Origin of the sequence: Klebsiella sp. WP3-W18-ESBL-02, assembly GCF_014168815.1 — a bacterium.
Lineage (GTDB): Bacteria > Pseudomonadota > Gammaproteobacteria > Enterobacterales > Enterobacteriaceae > Kluyvera > Kluyvera ascorbata_B.
On sequence record NZ_AP021972.1, the window covers coordinates 891,224 to 908,731 of the forward strand.

At 51.9% G+C, this 17,508-nt stretch carries 16 protein-coding genes and 1 tRNA gene; 12 read left to right on the top strand and 5 right to left on the bottom strand.

All coding sequences use genetic code 11. The features are described 5' to 3' along the window. Positions 1-19: 19 nt before the first annotated feature. The 5 genes from xerD to lysS all read left to right on the top strand — a co-directional run bounded on the left by xerD (position 20) and on the right by lysS (position 6,106). A complete protein-coding gene (xerD, locus tag H7R56_RS04330) occupies positions 20-916 on the top strand; it encodes a site-specific tyrosine recombinase XerD (protein WP_106925787.1) in 897 nt (298 codons plus the stop codon). Between the two features lie 22 nt (positions 917-938). After that, complete coding sequence (gene dsbC / locus H7R56_RS04335; RefSeq protein ID WP_106925789.1) at positions 939-1,652, top strand: bifunctional protein-disulfide isomerase/oxidoreductase DsbC; 714 nt, start codon at positions 939-941, stop codon at positions 1,650-1,652. Positions 1,653-1,657: 5 nt separating this feature from the next. After that, positions 1,658-3,391 carry a single-stranded-DNA-specific exonuclease RecJ gene (recJ, locus tag H7R56_RS04340; protein WP_182928523.1) on the top strand — a complete coding sequence of 578 codons (1,734 nt, stop codon included), beginning with the start codon at positions 1,658-1,660 and terminating at the stop codon, positions 3,389-3,391. An 89-nt stretch (positions 3,392-3,480) separates the two neighbouring features. Beyond that, positions 3,481-4,579 (top strand): peptide chain release factor 2 gene (gene prfB / locus H7R56_RS04345; RefSeq protein WP_106925794.1). Its coding sequence is split into 2 segments (ribosomal slippage): positions 3,481-3,555 and positions 3,557-4,579, totalling 1,098 coding nucleotides; the frame shifts between segments, so codons are not numbered across the junction. Between the two features lie 9 nt (positions 4,580-4,588). Then, positions 4,589-6,106 carry a lysine--tRNA ligase gene (gene lysS / locus H7R56_RS04350; RefSeq protein WP_106925796.1) on the top strand — a complete coding sequence of 506 codons (1,518 nt, stop codon included), beginning with the start codon at positions 4,589-4,591 and terminating at the stop codon, positions 6,104-6,106. A 161-nt stretch (positions 6,107-6,267) separates the two neighbouring features. Here the strand turns inward: lysS and idi are convergent, their stop codons facing one another. Genes idi through H7R56_RS04370 form a run of 4 tightly spaced genes read right to left on the bottom strand, consistent with a single transcriptional unit; the run spans position 6,268 to position 9,678 of the window. After that, a complete protein-coding gene (gene idi, locus H7R56_RS04355; RefSeq protein WP_106925798.1) occupies positions 6,268-6,813 on the bottom strand; it encodes an isopentenyl-diphosphate Delta-isomerase in 546 nt (181 codons plus the stop codon). A 53-nt stretch (positions 6,814-6,866) separates the two neighbouring features. Next, positions 6,867-7,583 (bottom strand): DUF554 domain-containing protein, encoded by a 717-nt coding sequence (locus H7R56_RS04360; RefSeq protein ID WP_106925800.1) that lies wholly within the window; start codon positions 7,581-7,583, stop codon positions 6,867-6,869. A gap of 22 nt (positions 7,584-7,605) precedes the next feature. Beyond that, positions 7,606-8,187 carry a UbiX family flavin prenyltransferase gene (locus tag H7R56_RS04365; protein ID WP_106925802.1) on the bottom strand — a complete coding sequence of 194 codons (582 nt, stop codon included), beginning with the start codon at positions 8,185-8,187 and terminating at the stop codon, positions 7,606-7,608. 12 nt (positions 8,188-8,199) lie between these two features. Further along, positions 8,200-9,678: a UbiD family decarboxylase gene (locus H7R56_RS04370; RefSeq protein WP_106926109.1), complete on the bottom strand. Its 1,479-nt coding sequence runs from the start codon at positions 9,676-9,678 to the stop codon at positions 8,200-8,202. A 169-nt stretch (positions 9,679-9,847) separates the two neighbouring features. Between H7R56_RS04370 and H7R56_RS04375 the strand changes: the two genes are divergently transcribed. The 7 genes from H7R56_RS04375 to H7R56_RS04405 all read left to right on the top strand — a co-directional run bounded on the left by H7R56_RS04375 (position 9,848) and on the right by H7R56_RS04405 (position 16,080). Next, on the top strand, positions 9,848-10,750 hold the full coding sequence (locus H7R56_RS04375; protein WP_106925804.1) for a LysR family transcriptional regulator: 903 nt from the start codon (positions 9,848-9,850) through the stop codon (positions 10,748-10,750). Positions 10,751-10,859: 109 nt separating this feature from the next. Continuing rightward, a complete protein-coding gene (actS, locus tag H7R56_RS04380; protein WP_106925806.1) occupies positions 10,860-11,552 on the top strand; it encodes an amidase activator ActS in 693 nt (230 codons plus the stop codon). Positions 11,553-11,632: 80 nt separating this feature from the next. Continuing rightward, positions 11,633-11,706: transfer RNA gene (locus tag H7R56_RS04385), tRNA-Gly, on the top strand. 195 nt (positions 11,707-11,901) lie between these two features. Further along, positions 11,902-13,080, top strand: a complete 1,179-nt coding sequence (locus H7R56_RS04390) for a tyrosine-type recombinase/integrase (protein ID WP_150872382.1) — start codon at positions 11,902-11,904, stop codon at positions 13,078-13,080. A gap of 724 nt (positions 13,081-13,804) precedes the next feature. Continuing rightward, a complete protein-coding gene (locus tag H7R56_RS04395; RefSeq protein WP_182928524.1) occupies positions 13,805-14,692 on the top strand; it encodes a GTPase family protein in 888 nt (295 codons plus the stop codon). A 54-nt stretch (positions 14,693-14,746) separates the two neighbouring features. Further along, positions 14,747-15,601 (top strand): hypothetical protein, encoded by an 855-nt coding sequence (locus tag H7R56_RS04400; protein ID WP_075849278.1) that lies wholly within the window; start codon positions 14,747-14,749, stop codon positions 15,599-15,601. 2 nt (positions 15,602-15,603) lie between these two features. Further along, the gene (locus H7R56_RS04405; protein ID WP_075849280.1) at positions 15,604-16,080 is read left to right on the top strand and encodes a hypothetical protein; all 477 of its coding nucleotides are present in this window, start codon (positions 15,604-15,606) and stop codon (positions 16,078-16,080) included. Between the two features lie 320 nt (positions 16,081-16,400). On the opposite strand, the gene H7R56_RS04410 is transcribed toward H7R56_RS04405, so the two are convergent. Beyond that, positions 16,401-17,471: a lysozyme inhibitor LprI family protein gene (locus H7R56_RS04410; RefSeq protein ID WP_123651088.1), complete on the bottom strand. Its 1,071-nt coding sequence runs from the start codon at positions 17,469-17,471 to the stop codon at positions 16,401-16,403. Positions 17,472-17,508 lie beyond the last annotated feature (37 nt).

The following is a 17,508-nucleotide window of genomic DNA, read 5'->3' on the forward strand; positions in this document are numbered from 1 at the left end:
AACACGCAGAGGGCTCGAAGTGGATAAGGATCTTGCACGAATCGAACAGTTTCTCGATGCGCTGTGGCTGGAGCGAAATCTGGCGGAAAACACCCTTAGCGCCTACCGTCGTGATCTGACGATGGTTGTAGAATGGCTAGCGCACCGCAGCCTGACGCTGGAGAATGCACAAAGCGACGATCTGCAAAACCTTCTCGCCGAGCGGCAGCAGGGCGGCTACAAAGCGACCAGTTCAGCGCGTTTGCTAAGCGCGATGCGTCGTTTCTTCCAGCATCTCTACCGTGAGAAAATTCGCCCGGACGACCCCAGCGCGCTGCTGGCCTCGCCCAAGCTACCCCAGCGGCTGCCAAAAGATCTGAGCGAAGCACAGGTCGAGCGCCTGCTACAGGCACCGCTGGTCGATCAGCCGCTGGAGCTGCGCGATAAAGCTATGCTTGAGGTACTGTATGCCACCGGGCTACGCGTGTCGGAGCTGGTAGGCCTGACGATGAGCGATATCAGCCTACGTCAGGGCGTGGTGCGGGTTATTGGTAAGGGCAATAAAGAACGGCTGGTACCGCTGGGCGAAGAGGCGATTTACTGGGTTGAACAATGGCTGGAGCATGGCCGCCCGTGGCTGCTGAACGGCGTGGCGATTGACGTGTTGTTTCCCAGCCAGCGGGCCCAGCAGATGACCCGACAGACGTTCTGGCACCGTATTAAGCACTATGCTCAACTGGCGGGAATCGACAGCGAAAAGCTCTCGCCGCACGTGTTACGCCATGCATTTGCCACGCATCTGCTCAACCACGGCGCGGACCTGCGCGTGGTGCAAATGCTATTAGGGCACAGCGATTTATCGACCACTCAAATTTATACGCACGTCGCCACCGAGCGGCTGCGTCAACTTCATCAACAGCACCATCCGCGTGCATGATGCTGATTTAAAAGGATTGGATATGAAAAAAGGTTTAATGATGTTTACCCTGCTGGCCGCGGCGTTCTCCGGTCTGGCGCACGCTGACGATGCCGCTATCAAGCAGTCGCTGGCGAAGCTTGGCGTGCAGAGCACCGACATTCAGCCTGCGCCGGTGGCAGGAATGAAAACCGTGCTGACCAACAGTGGCGTGCTGTACGTCACCGATGACGGCAAACATATTATCCAGGGGCCGATGTACGACGTCAGCGGCGCCCAGCCGGTTAACGTGACCAATGCCCTGCTGATGACTCACCTGAAGGCGCTGGAAAAAGAGATGATTGTGTACAAAGCGCCGCAGCAAAAACATGTCATTACGGTCTTTACCGACATCACCTGCGGCTACTGTCACAAGCTGCATGAAGAGATGAAAGACTACAATGCGCTGGGGATCACCGTGCGCTATCTGGCCTTCCCGCGCCAGGGTGTGCAAAGCCAGGCCGAGCAGGACATGAAATCTATCTGGTGCGCCAAAGACCGGAATAAAGCGTTCGATGACGCGATGAACGGCAAAGGCGTCCAGGCGGCAAGCTGTGATATCGACCTCGCCAACCACTATGCGCTGGGCGTGCAGTTTGGCGTAACCGGTACCCCGGCAATCGTGCTGAGCGATGGCTTCATGGTGCCGGGCTATCAGGGTCCGAAAGAGATGAAAGCGTTCCTCGACGAACATCAGAAACAGACCAGCGGTAAATAATTCGCGTGAAAAAACAGACTCAACTTCGCCGTCGGGTGGTGGATGATGCCATCACGTTGCCCGACGCGCTTTCGCCGCTGCTGCGTCGGCTGTACGCCAGCCGTGGCGTAAAATCGCCGGACGAACTCGAACGCGGGCTGAAGGGTATGCTGCACTGGCGTACCCTCACCGGCGTCGAGAAGGCCGTCGAAATGCTGCATGATGCGTTTGAGAACAACCTGCGCATTATGGTCGTGGGCGACTTCGATGCCGATGGCGCCACCAGCACCGCGCTGAGCGTGCTGTCGCTGCGCGCCATGGGCTGTCGCGCCGTCGAGTATCTGGTGCCGAACCGTTTTGAAGACGGCTACGGTCTGAGCCCGGAAGTGGTCGATCAGGCCCACGCGCGCGGCGCGCAAATGATCATGACGGTCGATAACGGGATCTCTTCCCATGCGGGGGTCGATCGTGCCCATGAGCTGGGGATCTCCGTGCTGGTTACCGATCATCACCTGCCGGGTGAAACATTACCCAACGCCGATGCGATGGTTAACCCAAATCTGGTGGACTGCCCGTTCCCGTCTAAATCGCTGGCGGGCGTAGGCGTTGCTTTTTATCTGATGCTGGTGCTGTGTAACCATCTGAAAGAGAAAGGGTGGTTTGAGTCTCGCGGTATTGCTGTACCAAAAATCGTTGAGTTTCTCGATCTGGTGGCGCTGGGCACCGTGGCCGACGTGGTGCCACTGGACGTCAATAACCGTATTCTGACCTGGCAGGGCCTGAGCCGCATTCGGGCGGGCGTGTGCCGCCCGGGCATTAAGGCGCTGCTGGAGATAGCCAACCGCGACGCGGCCAAGCTGGTGGCCAGCGATCTGGGCTTTGCGCTTGGGCCGCGTTTGAACGCCGCCGGGCGCCTCGACGATATGTCGGTTGGGGTCGCGCTGCTGCTGTGCGATAACCTCGGTGAAGCGCGCGTACTGGCGAACGAACTGGACGCCTTAAACCAGACTCGTAAAGAGATTGAACAGGGGATGCAGGCGGAAGCGCTGACCCTGTGCGAGCAGCTTGAGCGCAGCCGCGCCGAGTTGCCGGGCGGGCTGGCGATGTATCATCCCGAGTGGCATCAGGGGGTTGTGGGTATTCTGGCCTCGCGCATTAAAGAACGTTTCCACCGCCCGGTGATCGCCTTTGCACCGGCTGGCAACGGCCAGCTTAAGGGCTCCGGGCGTTCCATTCAGGGGCTGCACATGCGCGATGCGCTGGAGCGTCTGGATACGCTATACCCGGGGCTGATGCTGAAGTTTGGCGGTCACGCGATGGCGGCCGGGCTCTCGCTGGAAGAAGCGCGATTTGAAGAGTTTCAGCGCTGCTTTGGCGAGCTGGCAACCGAATGGCTGGATCCGGCGCTGCTGCAAGGCGAGATTCTTTCTGACGGAGAACTCAGCCCGCAAGAGATGACGCTGGAGACGGCGCAGGCGCTGCGCGAAGCTGGGCCATGGGGGCAAATGTTCCCGGAACCGCTGTTTGACGGCCGTTTCCGCCTGCTGCAACAGCGGCTGGTGGGTGAACGTCACCTGAAGGTAATGGTTGAACCGGTCGGCGGCGGCCCGCTGTTGGACGGTATTGCTTTTAACGTTGACACCGCCGCCTGGCCGGATAACGGCGTGCGCGAAGTGACGCTGGCCTACAGGCTGGACATCAACGAGTTTCGTGGCAACCGCAGCTTACAGCTGATCATCGAACATCTGTGGCCAATTTAGCATCTCTTATACTGTAATTAAGGACCGGAATCCGCTAAGATTCCGCTCTTATAACCGCATTTTTCTCGTCCATTAAAAGAAAATAGACCATGTTTGAAATAAACCCGGTAAATAATCGCATTCAGGACCTCACGGAGCGTGCCAACGTTCTTAGGGGGTATCTTTGACTATGATGCTAAGAAAGAGCGTCTGGAAGAAGTAAACGCCGAGCTGGAACAGCCGGATGTCTGGAACGAACCCGAACGCGCGCAGGCGCTGGGTAAAGAGCGTTCCTCCCTTGAAGCGATTGTCGATACCCTCGATCAAATGACGCAGGGTCTGGAAGACGTTTCCGGCCTGCTGGAACTGGCTGTAGAAGCCGACGACGAAGAGACCTTCAACGAAGCCGTTGCCGAGCTGGATACGCTGGAAGATAAGCTGGCACAGCTGGAATTCCGTCGTATGTTCTCCGGCGAGTACGACAACGCCGATTGCTACCTTGATATCCAGGCCGGTTCCGGCGGTACTGAAGCGCAGGACTGGGCAAGCATGCTTGAGCGCATGTATCTGCGTTGGGCAGAAGCGCGCGGCTTTAAAACTGAAATTATCGAAGAGTCCGAAGGTGAAGTGGCCGGGATTAAATCCGTGACCATTAAAATCTCCGGCGATTACGCCTACGGCTGGCTGCGTACCGAAACCGGCGTTCACCGTCTGGTGCGTAAGAGCCCGTTCGATTCCGGCGGCCGTCGCCACACCTCTTTTAGCTCCGCGTTTGTTTACCCGGAAGTGGATGACGATATCGATATCGACATCAACCCGGCGGATCTGCGTATCGACGTTTACCGTGCCTCCGGCGCGGGCGGTCAGCACGTTAACCGTACTGAATCTGCGGTGCGTATTACCCACATCCCGACCGGGATTGTGACGCAGTGCCAGAACGACCGTTCCCAGCATAAAAACAAAGACCAGGCCATGAAGCAGATGAAAGCAAAGCTTTATGAACTGGAAATGCAGAAAAAGAACGCAGAAAAACAGGCGATGGAAGACACCAAATCTGATATCGGCTGGGGTAGCCAGATTCGTTCTTATGTCCTGGACGATTCCCGCATTAAAGACCTGCGCACCGGGGTTGAAACCCGCAATACGCAGGCGGTACTGGACGGAAGTCTGGATCAATTTATCGAAGCAAGTTTGAAAGCAGGGTTATGAGGAACCAACATGTCTGAACAAAACGCACAAGGCGCTGACGAGGTAGTCGATCTTAACAACGAAATGAAGGCACGCCGCGAGAAGCTGGCTGCACTGCGTCAGCAGGGCATCCCGTTCCCGAACGATTTCCGTCGCGACCGTACCTCTGACCAACTGCACGCTGAATTCGATGGTAAGGAAGGCGAAGAGCTCGAAGCGCTGAATATCGAAGTCTCCGTTGCGGGTCGTATGATGACTCGCCGTATTATGGGTAAAGCCTCCTTTGTTACGCTGCAAGACGTCGGCGGTCGCATTCAGCTGTACGTTGCGCGTGACGATCTGCCGGAAGGCGTGTACAACGAACAGTTTAAAAAATGGGACCTTGGCGACATTCTGGGCGCTAAAGGTAAGCTGTTCAAAACCAAAACCGGCGAGCTGTCTATTCACTGCACCGAGCTGCGTCTGCTGACCAAAGCGCTGCGCCCGCTGCCGGACAAATTCCACGGTCTTCAGGATCAGGAAGCGCGCTATCGTCAGCGTTACCTGGATCTCATCTCTAACGATGAATCCCGCCATACCTTTAAAGTCCGTTCCCGTATCCTGGCCGGTATTCGCCAGTTCATGGTTGGCCGCGGCTTTATGGAAGTTGAAACCCCAATGATGCAGGTGATCCCTGGCGGCGCATCAGCCCGTCCGTTCATCACCCACCACAATGCGCTGGATCTGGATATGTACCTGCGTATTGCGCCGGAACTGTATCTGAAACGTCTGGTGGTTGGCGGCTTCGAACGCGTGTTCGAAATCAACCGTAACTTCCGTAACGAAGGTATCTCCGTTCGTCATAACCCTGAGTTCACTATGATGGAACTCTACATGGCGTATGCGGACTACAAAGATCTGATCGAACTGACCGAATCGCTGTTCCGCACCCTGGCGCAGGATATTCTGGGCCACACTGAAGTGCCTTACGGCGATCAGACCTTCGACTTCGGCAAGCCGTTTGAAAAACTGACCATGCGCGAAGCGATCAAGAAATACCGTCCGGAAACTGACATGGCTGACCTTGATAACTTCGACTCTGCGAAGGCGATTGCTGAAAGCATCGGCATTCACGTTGAGAAGAGCTGGGGTCTGGGCCGCATCGTGACCGAGATCTTCGAAGAAGTGGCAGAAGCGCATCTGATTCAGCCGACCTTCATCACCGAGTATCCGGCAGAGGTTTCTCCGCTGGCGCGCCGTAACGACGTGAACCCGGAAATCACCGACCGCTTCGAATTCTTTATCGGCGGCCGCGAAATCGGTAACGGTTTCAGCGAGCTGAACGATGCTGAAGACCAGGCGCAGCGTTTCCAGGATCAGGTTAACGCCAAAGAAGCGGGCGATGACGAAGCGATGTTCTACGACGAAGACTACGTTACCGCGTTGGAACATGGTCTGCCGCCGACCGCGGGCTTAGGTATTGGTATCGACCGTATGGTCATGCTGTTTACTAACAGCCACACCATCCGCGACGTTATCCTGTTCCCGGCGATGCGTCCGGTGAAATAATCGCAATAGCGAAAAGCAAAAACCCGGCCTGGCCGGGTTTTTTTATGTCTGCGCGAAACGAAATGAACGGTATTGCGTAGGCCTGATAAGGCAAAGCCGCCATCAGGCGAACCATCTCAGATTTCCGGATGGCGTTGTCCGGCCTACGGTTGTGAAACGACTCAGCGGCCTGCGAAGGCAATAAGCGCCTGACGCGCGTTGTCATCGGCCGCTTCCATCACCATCCATGGGCTAAAGGCCCATGGCGTCAGCTTCAGCGCCTCAAAAATAGCGTCGAGTTCGCCCCACTGATATTCGATAACTTCGTCATGGTTTGCCTGAACGGGGCTGGTGACGCGCGCCGCGAACACCGGACACACCTCGTTTTCCACGATGCCATTGGGTGCGACGGCGCGATAGCGAAACTCGGTAGCAACAGCAGTGATATCGGCAATGTCAACGCCCACCTCAAAGCGGCAGCGGCGAATAATCGCCTGCTCAAAGGTCTCGCCCTGCTGCGGATGGCCACATACCGAGTTGGTCCATACGCCGGGCCAGGCGACTTTGCTTAAAGAGCGGCGGGTGACCAGCAGTTGGCCGCGTTCGTTGAATAACCAGCAGGAGAAGGCAAGGTGCAGCGGAGTGGAAAGGGTGTGAGCGGCGTACTTCTCCAGAATACCGGAAGGTTTATCGTGCTCATCGAGCAAAATGACGTGTTCGCCTGCCATGACAACTCCTGAAAATAAAAGATGACCCGGCATAAACCCACCGGGTCATATACTCAGGCAACCAGCGTAGCCCATAAATGGGAAAAAGGCATTACCAAAACAAGCCCTGGTAACATGTTGGCAACCGGGAAGAGCTTGATGTTACAAATACGCAGCCCCGTTGCAACCATCAGCAGCCCGCCTGCGCAGGAAAAATCGGCCATCATCGACGGCGTAATCATTGGCATCAGGAACACCGCCAGCATCGCCAGCGCCAGCTGGATAATCAACTGCGGAATCGCAATGGTGATGACCGCAAAGCCGAGCAGGGTGGCAAAAATCCCGGCGGTGAATAGATCGAGAATGGTCTTGATGTACAGAATCGACGGATCGCCGCTCATCCCCTCCGTCATCGCCCCGAATACGCCGGTGCCGCTGGCGCAGAACAGCACCAGAATCGCGACGAATTTCTCAGTGAACTCTTCATGGCTGAGGCCCTGAACCGGGGGAAAGACTTTATTGATAAGCCCTCGGGTTGACCCCGCGGCTTTACCAATGCCGCTCTCCAGATGCATCAGTTCGCCCAGGAGGGCGCCGACGATCATGGCCAGCACAACCGCCGGCATGTATTTCACTTTCAGTACCAGCGTAATACCCAGGCCTACGGAGCACAGACCGAAGGTCATCGGCAGCGCCGTTTTGACCCGATCCGGCAGCTTACCGCCGGCAAGGGCACCAATCAGCCCGCCGATAATCACGGCGGACCCGTTTACATAAGGACCGATTAACATGGTGAGGATTTCCTTTGTCGCTCTAGCCGTCGTGGCGCAGCGAACCTTCGCCCCAGCGCGGGATGTTATCCACGTCGATGTCGAACAGGTCGAGCGCGCGGTTGACGCTATGCGTAATAATGTCGTCCGCAGTTTGCGGACGTTGATAGAGAGCCGGAACCGGCGGGAAGATAATCCCGCCCATTTCCGTCACGGCGGCCATATTGCGAATATGGCCGAGGTTTAACGGTGTTTCACGTGCCAGCAGTACCAGACGGCGGCGCTCTTTGAGCACCACGTCGGCCGCGCGTGTCAGCAGGTTATCGGTCAGACAATGCGCTATCGCGCCCAGTGTGCGCATGGAGCAGGGCGCGACCAGCATGCCCAGCGTTTTGAAGGAGCCGCTGGAGATAGCCGCCCCCAGATTGCCAATTGGGTGCACGACGTCAGCCATCGCCATCACCTCGTCCAGACGGTAGTCCGTTTCCAGTTCGCAGGTTTTTTCCGCGCCTTTAGAGACGACCAGATGAACCTCCAGCGGAAGGGGCTGAAGCAGTTCCAGCGCCTTCACGCCATACTGAAAACCGGAAGCGCCGCTAATGCCGATGATGATGCGTGGTGTCATTGTCTGTTCCTCTTACTCGAAGTCCGGCAGGAAGCGTTTCACGTCAACTTCTTTGAATTTAGAACGTTCAAAGTGATGTTTCAGGTGGAACGGTACGGTGCAGTCGAAAATCGTTTTGCAGGACATGCCCTGCTGCAGAATACTTGGGCTGTATTCCGGTACCTGAGACGGGTCCAGCGGGTGGCAGCGTACGCCAGGGATAGTAATGGTATCGACATCGCCCTGGTAGCGGGTCTGCATTGCCCACAGCACATCGTCGCTATCGAAAATATCCACGTCCTCATCCACCAGAATCACGTGTTTCAGTTCCGGGAAGGCGGAGAATGCCAGCAGCGCGGCCTGGCGCTGGCGGCCTTCATCAGCCGGTGAGAATTTTTTGAACTGCATCACCGCCAGCAGTTTGCCGCCGCCCGCAGAGTGGGCAAAGACGTTCAGCAATTTGCCCGGCATTGCACGGCCCACCATATCCAGAATGCTGGCTTCCGTTGGGATACCCGCCATGTTGACGTGTTCCTCACCTGGACCTACGGTAGTGCGCCAGATTGGGCTGTGGCGATGGGTGACCGCTTTGACTTTAATCACCGGCAGCGCATCTTTTGATTCGCCGGTATAGCCAGGGAATTCCGGCATCGCGCGGCCGGTATTGGTGTTCTGGTCTTCGCGGACGCGGACGTCAGGCAGCAGCTCACCTTCAATGATGATTTCGGCATGCGCGATGGCTTTTTCATTGATGGTCAGGCATTTCACCATTTCAACGGCCTGGCCGCGCAGGGAACCGGCAATGCTCAGCTCATCAAAACCCAGCGGCGTGGTTGGTGGTTCAAAGCAGGCGGCAATTTCAATTGCCGGATCAACGCCGATGCTAATTGAAATAGGCAACGGTTGACCAAGTTCTTCGGCCTTCATGCGGAATGCGTCAATGTGGCGGCCCGGGGTCAGCCACATGGAGAGCTCATCGCGGCTCTGTACGCACAGGCGGTGAATGGTAATATCGGATTCGTGCGTTTCCGGATCGGACGCGTAGCACAGGCCCATGGTGATGTAAGGACCGGCATCTTCTTCGGTGTTGGTCGGTGCAGGCAGCAGTTTGCGCAGGTCGAAATCGGCATCGGTGGCCAGGTGAACCACTTCCTGAGCGACCGCTTTCTGCGTGGTCAGCACCGGTGGAATCGGGCTCTGGACGGAGTCTTTCAGCAGGTGGCCCAGTTTTTCCGGCGGGCAGTTCAGGAAGTGGCTGACGCGTTTACGAGAACCGTTGATACCAATTGCGACGCTGATATCATCGAATCCCTTAATTTTGTTGAACATCATTACCGGGCCGTTTTTACGCGTCGGGCGCTGGCAGGTGCCGCCGGCCCCAACGTAACGGTAAACGCCGGACAGTTCAGCGTGTGGATCAACCTCGGTGTCGGTTTCAACGTATTCACCAGGCAGCGTTTTTAGTAGCGCGAGCGCGGAGCGCAGATCGCGTACGGTCGTGTTATTTTTCACGGTGTATTCCTGTTTATCATCGGTAAGAATTGCTGCGATCACCCTATTCCCTACACCGGGAAGGGGCAAATACCGTTTAGCCTGGTCTCGGTAGATCAAAAAGATGTGGCTACACCCGGCGCGGCATCGTGCGTACACTAGGGCAAGTCATTTCAGGCGCGGGGGCGATATGGATTTAAAACGGTTACGCTATTTCTGTCGGGTGGTAGAACAGGGATCAATAAGCCAGGCGGCAAAGGTTCTGAACATGGCTCAGCCGCCGCTGAGCAAACGTATTCAGGAGCTGGAAGACGAGCTGCAAACGCCGCTGTTTTTGCGCCACGGCAACCGCATAGAGCCAACGGAAGCGGGTTTTTTCCTTTACCGTAAGGCCTGTGAGATTCTGCGGCAGGTCGAAGATACGGCCCGTGAAACCATGGAGATCGCTCAGAAAGATCGCCTGCAGTTTCGTTTTGGGATGAGCCATCTGTTTCAGTCCTATTTCAAACCGCTGCTGCTGGCGCTGTATCAGCGCTACCCCGAAATCGAGGTGAATATCTCCGTCACCGATTCCAGCCACCTGGAGATGTTGCTTAATGAGGGCGCGATCGATCTGGCATTTATCCAGCGCCCCTATCGCAGCGAAGGCTTCGACTATGTGTCGTTTGATCCGGTGAAGCTGGTGGCCGTGATCAACAAAAAATGCCTGCCGCAAGCGCCGGCTAACCCGTTTGACTACAATGCACTGGGCGAGCTGCCGTTGGTACTGCTGCACCGCGCGAAAGACTCTGGCACTTACGAGATGCTGATCGACCTGTTCCGCAAAGCGGGCGTGAACCCGAAGGTGATTATGCACATCACCCAGCCGGGGGTGATTATCGACTGGCTGGAGTCGGGGCTGGCGGCGGCGACGCTGCTGCCGTCGTCCGAGGTGTGTGCAGAGAAGCTGCATGAATGCTACGTGGTAGACGTCTTCCCTGCGCCGCAGATTTTTTATCCGGCCATGGTAAAAATACCCGCAGCCAACTGGTGCCCACAGGTCATGGAGCTGGTGGCGGAAGGTTTCCCATTTGGCAATCATTCACTTTCCTGATGGTTTGGCATCCTGCGTGAGCCTGCTATCATAGGTGTCCCGATCGTTGATGACCTGAGGATACGTTTTGCGAGCAGGAAGCCAAATCTCTTCCCCATTACGACTGTCAATGTGCCTGGCTATCGGCCTGGCGCTGTCCGGCTGCGCCGGAAACTCGTCAGAAGGCAGCTACAGCGGTTCGGTTTATACCGTAAAGCGCGGCGATACGCTGTCGCGTATTTCGCGTATGACGGGCACCAGCGTGCGAGATTTGGCGCGAATGAACGGTATTTCTCCGCCGTACACCATTGAAGTCGGGCAAAAGCTGAAGGTGAGCGGCGCGGCTTCCTCGGCGAAAAAATCGACCGCCAGCAAAACGGCGAAAGTGGTTCCCTCCTCCGCAGTGCCCCAGTCTTCATGGCCGCCGGTGGGGCAACGCTGCTGGCGCTGGCCTGCTAGCGGTAAGGTCGTGATGACCTATACCACTTCGGAAGGCGGAAACAAAGGTATTGATATCGCCGGCAGCCGCGGTCAGCCGGTCTATGCTGCCGGAGCCGGGAAGGTCGTGTACGTTGGCAATCAGCTGCGCGGCTACGGCAACCTGGTGATGATCAAGCATAACGAGGATTACATCACCGCCTACGCACACAACGATAAGCTGCTGGTGAATAACGGTCAGAGCGTGAAGATAGGGCAGCAAATTGCCACGATGGGCAGTTCGGATGCGGACTCGGTGCGGCTGCATTTCCAGATTCGCTACCGGGCGACGGCTATCGATCCGCTACGCTATTTGCCGCCACAGGGCAGCCCGCCGAAGTGCTAAGTGGTTATTTTATCGTCACTTAGCAACATGATAGCTTGCCAGACGAGGAGTAACGTTTATAATGCTCCTCGCACACCTTTGCGGGCGTAGTTCAATGGTAGAACGAGAGCTTCCCAAGCTCTATACGAGGGTTCGATTCCCTTCGCCCGCTCCATTTTCAACTCTCCAGAACTCCACTGAATTCAACTACCTCCTGATTTTACTGGTTTTTTTTGCATTTTCTTGTCAACTGAACTCTATCTGGCTTACCCCAAATCAATAGCCTGTGTTGCATAGAAATGTGTATAGGTTCTCCTATACACTCTGGAACTATACACATAGCGAAATTTCAGAGGAGAAAACTATACATATGCCTCTTACTGACCTTGAGATCCGCCGCGCGAAGCCTGCGGAAAAAACGTATACCAAAGCCGATGGCAACGGTCTGTCTCTACAAATTGAGCCCAACGGTTCAAAGGGATGGCGATTCCGTTACCGCTTCGAAGGTAAAGCTAAAATGCTTTCTTTAGGGACATACCCGAAGGTTTCCTTATCCGAAGCGCGTAGACGGCGAGATGAGGCTCAGGATCTGCTGGCTACGGGTATCAATCCCAGTGATTCGCGTAAAGAGAAGAAACTGGCTCAGCAGGACAGGCTGGGGAATACCTTTGAGGCGATTGCCCGTGAGTGGTATCAGCGGCGTTACGATCTTTGGGCCGAGTCGTACCGCACTGAAATGATCGCTACTTTTGAGAAGGATGTCTTTCCTCATATCGGTCATCGTCCAATAGATTCGATTACGCCTATGGAGCTGATGGCAGTTTTGACCCGCCTTGAGAAACGAGGTGCAACGGAGAAAATGCGCAAAGTACGTCAGCGCTGCGGTGAGGTATGGAAATATGCAATCGCAACAGGACGTGCTCTATCTAACCCTGCACCAGATCTTGCCAGCGTGATGATGCCCCATAAGAAAGAACATTATGCGCACCTGGAAGTTTCGGAGTTGTCAGGCTTCTTTACTGTGTTGCAGGCGTACACGGGAAATATACTCGTTAAGCTGGCCATGAGGCTTCTGATACTGACGGGGACTCGTCCCGGTGAGCTACGTAAAGCGGAATGGTCAGAGTTCGACTTTGAAAATAACCTCTGGAGCATTCCTGAAGAGCGAATGAAAATGCGACGACCACACCTCGTTCCGCTATCCCGACAAGCGCTGGCTATTCTGGAAGAACTGAAAACGATGACGAGTGGTTATCAATACGTTTTTCCCGGTAGGCTTGAGAAGGTTAAGCCGATCAGCGATATGTCTCTTAACGTCCTAATTCGTCGTGTCGGTTACGGTGGCAGGGCTACCGGGCATGGTTTCCGCCACACGATGAGTACCATTTTGCATGAGCAGGGCTTTAATTCAGCATGGATTGAGCTACAGCTTGCCCATGTGGATAAGAACAGCATTCGCGGCACTTACAACCATGCGCAGTATCTGGATGGCAGGAGAGAGATGATGCAGTGGTATGCGGATTATCTAGACTCACTGAAAGCTTCGTAAGTAAAGCTGTACATCAAATAGTTAAGGCATCCGTCCATTAACGTTTGGGTGCCTTTTTGCTTTTAACAACCGTAAATCAGGAGAATAACAAATGACTACGATATGCCCGCAATGTGGTTCTGACCGTGTAAGTGAGCGAAATATTGGCAGGAAGGCAGGAGGTATCGCTGGAGGCGTGGCAGGAGCACTTAGTGGTGCAGGTACGGGGGCAGCAATAGGTTCTGTTGTTCCGGTGGTGGGAACAGCTACAGGGGCTGTCATTGGCGCAATACTGGGAAGATTTGTCGCCGGTGCGACGGCTGGAGCGGTAACAGGAGCATCGCTTGATGGCGTCCTGTTCGATCAGTATGAATGTCGTAACTGTGAACATACTTTTGACTAATTAGCTTTGGTTTTCCTTCTACCTACTCACCAAAAAACTCTGTAAATACCCATTCATTTTCTTAATTACTTTTTCTTATTGATCTGCTATACCGATCGGTACTTGGCATTTTAATAGTTTATAACTATTGATTTTTTATAATTGATCGTTTTTATCAATAGGCTAAACAGATCAATTTCAATGTTTCGATCGGTATTAACAATTTTACACCACCCTACCTTCCTGAAAAAATCACAAAAATTTGTCTTCATCAGCGAGTTATCTGTTGGGAGTTTTGGACGTTGTTCGATGATTTTCGCAGCAAGATTTTCGTCTGGACTGATTAGTAAAGAGAGGGAGTTAATGGAATACAAAGAGAAAGGCGGTTTCAACCCGGTCAAAGATGCACTGGAGATTTTACCTGAAAATATCAGGGAGAGTATTTCAAGGCGAATAAATGAGGTCATCAACTATGAGCCAGTGATTGGCATCATGGGTAAGACCGGGGCGGGTAAATCCAGCCTGTGTAATGCGATCTTCAAAGGGGATATCTGTGCTGTCAGTGATGTGGAAGCATGTACACGAGAAACGCAGGAAGTACGCATCCAGTTTGGTAAACGCGCAATCAGATTGATTGATATTCCGGGAGTAGGTGAAAGTGCAGTGCGTGATGGTGAGTACGAGAAGCTTTATCGGGAATTACTACCGAAGCTCGATCTCGTTCTCTGGGTCATTAAAGGGGATGATCGAGCATTTTCAGCAGATGAACATTTTTACAAAAACGTTCTGAAACCTGCCGGGGGTGAAGAGAAGACGCTGTTTGTGCTTAATCAGGTAGACAAGATTGAGCCTTTCCGTGAATGGGATGTACAGAATGCTCAACCCTCGCCAGCTCAGATAAAAAACATCATCGATAAGAAAACCTACATTACTCACCGACTCGGTTTTACTGATCATCCTGTCATCGCTGTTGCTGCCAGCGAGGGCTATAACGTCACTCAACTAGTTGAGGCAATGGTGCGGGCACTCCCAAAGCACGCACAAAGCGGCGTAGCGTCGCAGGTAAAGGAAGAGCACAAAACAAAAAGCGTAATAGAAGAAGCAACAGAAGGGTTCGGAGACACCGTTGATCGTGTGATTGATGAATTCATTGATGCCTCTCTTCCTAAGCCAGTGGCAAATGTGGTGAAAGCAGCCAAAACAATGGTTGTCAGTGGGTTAAAGAAAGCCTGGAATTTCTTCTTCGGTTAAAAGCCTGTTCAGCCTCCTGAATCTCAGGAGGCATTTCTCATTGAAGGATTACATATGAAAAGATTACTCGGCAGTGCCATGCTATTAAGTGTAGGAATGTTCTCTGTGCCTGTTTATGCAAACCCGGCTGATTCCTGTGATGGTGAACAAACTATCTTTGATGCATATGCCATTAAGGGCGGTAAGCACGTTGGTGTGTGTCATGTCGCTGGAAATGTTCGTTATGTGTACGGTAAGGATTCAGGAAAGCCGGATATTTTATTAAATGTACCTGCGGATAAAGTTAAATTCACTATATCCGGGAATGGCGATCAGAGCGTAACCATTCCTAATGGTGACTACAGCTACACTGTGGGTGAATCCCTGCGTGGTGGCTCATCTATTCAGGTATGGAAACAGCAGAAACTTATTAGTGAAATTGAATTGAGTGGAGATACGCTGGAAAATCACATAGAGAAATTCTCAAATAACGCTAATGCTAATGCTAATGCTAATGCTAATGCTAATGCTAATGCTAATGCTAATGACACTATTACACTTAATGTGTCATCTAAATACAAAGATGTCCCGGCAGGGAGATATTACTTCTGGAAATATCAATTAATTAGTAACGTGGATAATCTTACAATTAATAAAATCACTGTCAACAGTGGACATTGCCTGATAAATGAAAAGAAACGAGTCTTTATGACCAAAGCACGTGAGCACAATATGCTTGATCGGTTGCATAATGGTGGACGGAATCAGATTTCAGAAGACAATGAAATGCCCCGTACAGACTGGGATCTTAACACTGGTGGCGTCTATTACTTTACGGTTTCTTCTGACAGTGATTATGGCAAGTGCAGACCTCGTGAAGCCCTTATTGAAACCAATAAAGGTATTTCAACCTTCCGCTGGAAAAATTAACTATGAACGATATAAATTTATTAAAGAGAAGCATTGATACTAAGGTATTAAATTTTGTTCTGTTGACCGCTGTTACGGGGGGTATTTACCCATTAATGTGGTTATTTCTCAATCAGAGGAAATTAACCGAAGCAATGAGGGATAACTTTGTCGATAGCAACTACCCGCTATGGATAGCCGTTGCTACGGGTCTGGGGTGGTTTTTGTCGGATTTCAGCTATGAAATCAGTGACAAAGATACCATTCTGGACTACCTCGCCGCGCTGCTGTCATTCGTATCCGTTGTTATGTATATCATCTGGGGTTTTAAGGCTAAGACCTCATTACAGGCTTACGCTTTGAAAGAGTTCAAGTTTGAACTCAAAATGAACGTATTTTACACATTCCTTTTCAACGTCTATTACATCGTTTACTGCGTTAACAGTATGGAATCTGAGTACCAGAAACACAAAATCATTTTCAGCCAACACCAAGGTTAGTTGTTTTACATATAAATAAGAGCGCCATTAATGGCGCTCTTATTTTTTTACTTTTTATAGCGTGCCGCGCTAAGGAAAAGCTCATTTCTTCTGAGACGAACTCCCATCTGGTCAAGCTGATACCCATGATGCTCCATCACCTGACGGGCCATTTTCCTATCTGTTAAAGATTTTGCTTACTTTTGAACTCGTTATCATAATATCTCCGTTTCTGACCTAAAAACGTCGTAACCACGCCGTTCGGGGTACAGGCAAAACCATCCTGATTAAAAAGTAGTCTTGGCGTGGTTTATTTTCCGTTTCCAGGCCCCTAAAAATACTCAATGTATATTTAGAAGTTCAGCGGCTCTTTTTTGTGTCCATTCGGACTGACAATTGAACATCTTTATAGTCATTGAGTCAGTGGCTTGCATATCAACTTTTCCACAAGTCATATCTTTGTTTTTCAACCACTGCCTCTGTTCATTAAGAAGATTTTTTTTAGCGGTTGGATCCAACGCTCGCCAATTTTTATTGAGCTCCTGATCTGAAATAATAAATTTACTTTTTGCAGTACTAACCGTTTCTTCTTTAGGTGGTGTAGGGGCTACTTCCTGACCACCTGTTGGCTGCTGCTGTTGTGCCTGCTCAACCTCCCGCTGTGCTTGCTCAGCTTCCCGCAGAGCCTGATCGGCTTGCAACTGTTCTTTATAAACCCTTTCATTTTCTTGTTGTTGTGCCTGCTCGGCTTGCAATTGCTCTTTATAAACTCGTTCTCTTTCCTGTTGTTGTGCCTGTCGCTCAGCCTCCCGTTGTGCTTGCTGCTCTGCCTGCACCTTCTGAATTCTTTCTTGTTCAGCTATTTTTTCTTCTAATTTCTTTTCTGCTATTTGAAGAAAAGAAATAAACCCAGAGACATATGAAAGACGGTCACTTTCTGTAACGGTAACGTATACATTTTCTTTATCATCTGTTGGCTTCACTGTATAATATACAGTGGTAGATATAATCCCGGAGTTATTTTTTAATCCATTGCGACCTATTAACGAATCAAGATCTCCATTAGAAAAATAATTTCTGTACTCTAGTTTTAATTTATTAAATTCCGAAGGCGAAACATTTATACTTACAACCGCCTCACACTCTCTAATGTTACTGTTAGGGTCTTTCTTAATTGTAGTTACTTCTGAAACATCAAAATCAAGATCATCCAAGGTTGATTTTTTTAACTTATCGCTAAAATCATTAATGATGTTATTTCGTTTAAAAAAACCATTTAGATTATTGGTAGATGAATCTCTGATTATATCAATGACTGTATCTTTGCTGACATCAGAAGAACACTCAATGTTTTTTTCCCCACATCCAGCAAGAATGATAGCCATGGGGAGAATCAATGTTATTTTTTTCATACAATCCACTTAATGACAATTAATGAAATTATTATTT